Below are 6,393 nucleotides of genomic sequence, written 5' to 3' on the forward strand. Positions count from 1 at the left end.
GAAAGGAAGTCTGTGTATGAAGTACCCGAATGTCCAACTTGCTTATTTTATCGAACGACCCAATCGGTTTATTGCACACTGTCGTTTAATGGAAACGAATGAAGAAGTAATCACACATGTCAAAAATACTGGCAGAGGGAAAGAAGTTTTTTTACCAGGTGCTGTTGTGGCGCTTAGTTATCAACCATCGCCTAAAAGAAAAACAGATTACGATTTGATTGCAGTAAAAAAAGGTTCTTTTTGGATTAATATTGATAGCCAAGTACCGAATACATTAGTCAATGAAGCGTTAAAAAATGGTCAAATTGTGCTTCCTGGTTTAGTTGGTACGATCCAAACTGTTAAACGTGAGCAACTATTTGCACATTCAAAATTTGATTTTCTAGTGGAAACGGATGCGGACGAACAAGCTTTTGTCGAAGTGAAAGGCATGACTTTAGAAAATAAAGGCATCGGTGCTTTTCCTGACGCGCCAACACTTCGTGGCTTGAAGCATGTCACTGAACTAATGGCTGCAACTAAAGCGGGTTACCGCTGTTACATTTTGTTTGTGGTCCAATTTGAAGAAATTAAGCAAGCAACGATTCACCAAGAGATGCAACCTGCCTTTGCTGAAAATGTGGGTGCTGCAATTGATCAAGGTGTGCAAGTCCTTGCTTACAATTGCCACGTAACACCAGCAACGATTGAACTTAAGTCACAGGTAACCTTTGATTTATTACAGGCATTTGATGATCCTAATAAATAACTTGAAGAACTCCTAGCGCTTTAAGGCAGGGTAATTACGTGACTTTTGTACGAGAGATTACTATTATAAAGAGAGTAAATAAACAAAAAATGGAGGTTTTTGATTATGATACATTTAGGCGTAATTGGTACCAATTGGATTAGTCATCAATTTGTTGCAGCAGCTTTAGAAACGGGTGCGTATGATTTAACGGCTGTTTATTCTCGGAAACTAGCAACGGCACAAGAATTTGGTTCTCGCTATGGGGATGTGGAATATGCAATTGATTTAGAGACGTTTTTTGGTATTGCACATATGGATACGGTTTATATTGCCTCACCAAATTCATTACATTTTGAACAAGCGAAACAAGCAATTTTAGCGAAAAAAAATGTAATTGTTGAAAAACCAGCTTTTTCAACGCCTGATGAGATGGCAGAAATTATTGAATTAGCGAATAAAAATCGTGTGTATTTCTTTGAAGCGGCCCGTAATATTCATGAGCAAAGTTTCCAAAAAATTGCTGAATTATTGCCATTAAAAAACCAAATTTTAGGTGCGAATTTTACGTATATGAAATATTCTTCTCGCTATGATCAAGTATTAGAAGGCAAAGAGCCAAATATTTTTTCTCCTCATTTTTCTGGGGGAGCCTTAGCGGATTTAGGCGTTTATTTAGTTTATGCAGCCTTAGGTTGGTTTGGCGTACCAAAGGAAAGCCATTATTTTGCTAGTAAAATTGCGACAGGTGTCGATGGCTTAGGAACAATTATTTTACGTTATGATCAGTTTGACGTGACGTTAAATACTGGGAAAATTAGTGATTCTTTTGCGCCATCCGAAATTTACTTTGAAAACGGGACCTTGATTTTAGACAGTGTCAATGCTATTTCTTCGGCTGAGTACCATGATCGCGCACATGAAGAACGTGATGTCTTAGATATTCAAGTAGCCGATAATCCAATGATTGAAGAAGCTCGTGATTTTGCAGCAGTTTTAAATAACCCAACAGATAAGTATTGGGGCACCAAGTATGAAGAATGGGTTGAGCTTGCTCGAAATGTCAATAAAGTAGTCACTGATTTACGTCATAGTGCCGGCATTATTTTTGATGCTGATAAATAAGAATTAAGCGATAGGAAAGGAACAATATGAGATTTTTAGAACAACTTCCAGAGGCTTGGCAAGAACAGTGGCAAGCTTCTGGCTTTAACGAACCATCAACAATTCAAGAAAAAAGTTTTACGCCCCTTCGCGAAGGAGAAAATGTTTTAGGAATTTCGCCGACAGGAACTGGAAAAACACTTGCTTATATGCTGCCTTTACTCTTAACTGTTGAAAAAGGACAGGGAAATCAATTGTTGATTATTGCTCCGTCTCAAGAATTAGCTATGCAAATTGCTGAAGTTGCTCGGACTTGGGCTAAGCCACTTCAATTAACGGTTCAAACGTTAATCGGCGGGGCAAATGTTTCACGCCAGATTGACAAGTTAAAAAAACGTCCCGAAGTGTTAATCGGAACGCCAGGTCGGATTTTAGAGTTAATGAAGAACAAAAAAGTCAAAGCTCAGTTGTTAAAAACAATTGTAATGGATGAAGTTGATCAACTTTTCCAAGAGGAAGAGCTAAGTTTAACCAAGCAAATTTTGACACACACACCAACCGAATACCAACTTGTCTTTTATTCAGCGACTGCTGATCGTGTCGTGAATCAAGCGCAATCTTTAAGTCAAAAATTACAGGTGATTGATGTGACGGAAGAAGATACTTCAGCAGGTCAAGTCGCCCACTACTTTATTCGGTTAGCACCAAGAAAAAAAGCTGATTACTTACGTCGTTTGGCCCATACAGAAGCATTCAGAAGCATGGTCTTTTTCAATCAAGTTGCTGATTTAGGTGCAGCAGAAGAAAAATTAGTTTATGAGAATGTGCCGGCTATTGGTCTGGCTTCAGATCAAAGTAAACAGTTGCGTAAATTGGCGATCGATCAATTTAAAGCAGAACGAGTGAAGTTGTTATTAACCACGGATATTGCGGCACGGGGCTTAGATTTCACTGGGGTCCCTTACGTCGTAAACGTAGATGTTCCTTTAACCGAAGAGAGCTATATTCATCGTTCTGGTCGCGTTGGCCGGATGGGTGCACAAGGGGCAGTGATTACGTTTATCAACGATGGCACCAAAAGGGATTATCAACGTTTGATGAAACAATTGGCCATTCCTTATCAGGAAATCTTTTTATATGATGGTGCACTTCATGAGCAGCCAAAAGCCAAAGATGAACTAGAAAAAAAGAACGTAGTCAAAGATACGTCTTCAGAAAAAAAGAGTACGAAAGAAAGAAAACCAGAAACAGTAAATTCTGTTGTCAAAGAACCACAAGAAACACGCAAAAAGAAGAAAAACAAAAAGAAAAACACGAAAAATAAAGGAGCTCGTAAAGCGAAGAAATAACGCTTTACGAGCTTCAAGCAGAACGTTGTATCGAGGAGGATTCCATGAAATCTCGGAAGGAAGAAATCTTAGCGTTACTTCAAAAAAATGAAACTGGCTTAACGGCAGGAGCGGTAGCAGAACAGTTAATGATTGATCGCAGTAATGCCAGCCGTTATTTAAATGAATTATTCAAAGAAAAGAAAATTACTAGAAGTACTGGACGTCCTGTTATCTATTCAGTGCCAACAATCAATGAAGGAGAACAAGTCCATGTAGATGAGTCCACCTCTGTTAGTTTTGACACATTAGTAGGTGCCAATGATTCTTTAAAAGTGAGTATTCAGCAGGCCAAGGCGGCTATTTTATATCCACCAAGAGGTTTGCATACGATTATTTTTGGGAAAACAGGAACAGGTAAATCTCTTTTTGCTGAATGTATGTACCGTTTTGCAATTGATTCAAAAACCTTAGATGAAGATGCCCCTTTTGTCTCTTTTAATTGTGCTGATTATGCACAAAACCCACAATTATTATTTGGTCATATCTTTGGCGTAAAAAAAGGCGCCTATACTGGTGCGAATGAAGATAGTCCAGGCTTAATGGCAAAAGCAGATGGCGGGATTCTCTTTTTAGATGAAATTCATCGTTTACCGCCAGAAGGTCAAGAAATGCTCTTTACGTTTATTGATAAAGGCGTGTACCGTCCATTAGGAGAAAGTGGTCAAACCTATGAAGCCTCTGTTCAAATTATTGGTGCGACAACGGAATCCTCAGAAAACTTTTTAACCACTTTTAATCGGCGGATTCCGATGTCGATTACATTGCCATCTTTAGATGCACGGACGCTAGATGAGCGTTATGCCATCATTTCGTTATTTATTCAGCAAGAGGCAACACGTTTGGGCCAACAAATTGATATCGAACGCGAAGCAGTTTTGGCGTTCATGTTATACGATGCAGAAGGAAATATTGGTCAGGTGAAGCGGGACTTAAAATTAGTTTGTGCTAAGTCATTTCTTTATTACCGGACGCACAATTTAGAACACTTGGTTATCCGTAAACGGGATTTGTCGTTACCTGTCCAAAAAGGATTATTAAAAATTAAAGAAGTACCTGAGCGCTTGGATCAATTTGTCGACAGTAAAAGTAATTATTTATCTTTCCAGCCAGGTACTAACAAAATTGTTTGGTCGCAAGATCCAGCTAGAGACATGCAAGTTTACAATGAAATCGAAGAAAAAGTCGCTGACTTGTCCGAAGCTGACTTAGAAAATGTTGATTTAGAAGAATTGATTTCTAAAGATATGAATGCGTATTTTAAAAATTATGTCGAAGAATTAACCCAACATTCTTTACATAAGGAGTTACTACCAGAAGCTATTTGGGACTTAACGAATCGTCTTTATGATATCGCAGAAGAGCGTTTGGAACACACGTACAATGAAACAGCGCGCTTTGCCTTTGCGCTTCATTTACAAAGTACGATTGAACGTGTCAAAGAAGGTCATGTGATTGTCCATCCTGATTTAAATAATGTCCGTAAAAACATGAAAAAAGAATTTCAAGTAGCCTTAGATTTATCTTCTATTATTGAAGAAGAGAACAACATAGAGATTCCTTTCGATGAAATTGGCTTTATTAGTATGTTTTTATCTATTAATGTCGGTAAAGAAGAAAGAACTCCAGAAAATAATGTTGGTGTGTTCGTCTTAATGCATGGGGATTCTACTGCCTCAAGTATGTTGAAAACCGCCCAAGAACTTTTAGGAACGTCAATCGGAACAGCGATGAATATGCCGTTAACGATGGAAGTTCAAACAATGTATGAACAATTACGAAACCAAGTAATTACGCAAAAAGAATCGTTAAATAATGGGATTTTATTACTGACCGATATGGGTTCATTAAATTCGTTTGGAAATATGTTGTTTGAAGAAACAGGTATCCGAACGAAGGCGATTACAATGACGAGCACAATGATTGTCTTAGAAGCTATTCGAATGGCAAGCGTGGGACGAAGCTTAGAGGACATTTACCAAAATATTCAACTTTCTTTTGAAAGCGTTGTGAGAGAACAATTTCGCTCTAGTCTGCAAAAACGTCAAAACGTTAAAAAAGCAGTAATCGTGACGTGCTTTACTGGAGAAGGGGTTGCCGCAAAACTATACCAACGAATCTTACCAGTTATTGATGAAACAAAAGTGGAACTGATTCAAATGCAATTTATTGAACGAGAAACGTTTAAAAAGCATATCGACAACTTGATGGAAGAATATGAAATTAAGGCCATTGCGGGAACTGTGGATGTTGAATATCAAAATATTCCCTTCTTTTCCGTCTATGATATTTTTGATGATGAAAAATTAAATGTACTGAAACGGATTGCTAGTGATGAAGTGGCGATTGATACAATTGTTCATTCACTAAGTGGCGTCATTACTTCTGTGGACTCCTTACAAAAATTAATTCTCATGTTACAAAAAACAGTTCATCAAATACAAACAGACATGCATATTATTGTTGAACCAGGGGTGGATGCCGGAATTATGATTCATTTGGCTTTTCTGGTAGATGCTTTAATTAAAGGAGAAGAAGCAAGAACTTTTCCAAACTTAGCGGAATATGTTAAAACACATCGTTTAGAAATCGATGTCGTACGCACGAATTTTATGTTAATTGAACGGGCGTATCGTGTGACGATTCCAGAAGCGGAAGTTGCGCATGTTACCCAAATGTTTTTAGAAAATGAAATTAAAAGTAAACAATAATAAATAAAAAAACATCAAGAAATGAGAAAACGCTCTCTTTTTTCTTGATGTTTTCTTTTTGTAAGTTACACACAATTTTATGTGTGTAAGCGTTTTCTTTTAGTGTGTGCACGCTTTTTTTGATAGCGAAAGCTGTTATATCAGTATTTTAATGAGGAAAAAACTTGGCACAATTATTGCTATAAATAAAGTGTATAACGTCATAACTTTTAAGGAGATGAAGAAAAAATGGCAAAAAAAACAATTATGTTAGTTTGTTCCGCAGGAATGAGCACGAGTTTATTAGTAACAAAAATGCAAAAAGCAGCAGAAGATCGTGGCATGGAAGCAGACATCTTTGCAGTATCGGCTTCTGAAGCTGATACAAATTTGGAAAATAAAGAGGTGAATGTTTTACTTTTAGGTCCACAAGTTCGTTTCATGAAAGGGCAATTTGAACAAAAATTACAACCAAAAGGGATTC

Annotated in this window: 5 protein-coding genes; all 5 read left to right on the forward strand. The window is 37.4% G+C overall.

Features of this window, described 5'->3' with window-relative positions:
* The first annotated feature begins 16 nt into the window (after positions 1-16).
* Complete coding sequence (gene sfsA, locus HMPREF2810_RS10145; protein WP_002383415.1) at positions 17-748, forward strand: DNA/RNA nuclease SfsA; 732 nt, start codon at positions 17-19, stop codon at positions 746-748.
* A gap of 105 nt (positions 749-853) precedes the next feature.
* A complete protein-coding gene (locus HMPREF2810_RS10150) occupies positions 854-1,852 on the forward strand; it encodes a Gfo/Idh/MocA family protein (RefSeq protein ID WP_002383416.1) in 999 nt (332 codons plus the stop codon).
* 26 nt (positions 1,853-1,878) lie between these two features.
* Positions 1,879-3,180: a DEAD/DEAH box helicase gene (locus HMPREF2810_RS10155; protein ID WP_002383417.1), complete on the forward strand. Its 1,302-nt coding sequence runs from the start codon at positions 1,879-1,881 to the stop codon at positions 3,178-3,180.
* Positions 3,181-3,224: 44 nt separating this feature from the next.
* The gene (locus tag HMPREF2810_RS10160) at positions 3,225-5,930 is read left to right on the forward strand and encodes a sigma-54-dependent transcriptional regulator (protein WP_002355912.1); all 2,706 of its coding nucleotides are present in this window, start codon (positions 3,225-3,227) and stop codon (positions 5,928-5,930) included.
* 228 nt (positions 5,931-6,158) lie between these two features.
* Positions 6,159-6,393, forward strand: a 235-nt coding sequence (locus tag HMPREF2810_RS10165; protein WP_002417303.1) for a PTS sugar transporter subunit IIB, incomplete at its 3' end; no start/stop codon positions are given.

The organism is Enterococcus sp. HMSC078F03, assembly GCF_001811595.1.
GTDB lineage: Bacteria > Bacillota > Bacilli > Lactobacillales > Enterococcaceae > Enterococcus > Enterococcus faecalis.

Excerpts from the sequence above, each read along its gene's own strand:
- sfsA (WP_002383415.1), top strand. The coding sequence starts at position 17 with ATGAAGTACCCGAATGTCCAACTTGCTTATTTTATCGAACGACCCAAT.
- HMPREF2810_RS10150 (WP_002383416.1), top strand. The coding sequence starts at position 854 with ATGATACATTTAGGCGTAATTGGTACCAATTGGATTAGTCATCAATTT.
- HMPREF2810_RS10155 (WP_002383417.1), top strand. The coding sequence starts at position 1,879 with ATGAGATTTTTAGAACAACTTCCAGAGGCTTGGCAAGAACAGTGGCAA.
- HMPREF2810_RS10160 (WP_002355912.1), top strand. The coding sequence starts at position 3,225 with ATGAAATCTCGGAAGGAAGAAATCTTAGCGTTACTTCAAAAAAATGAA.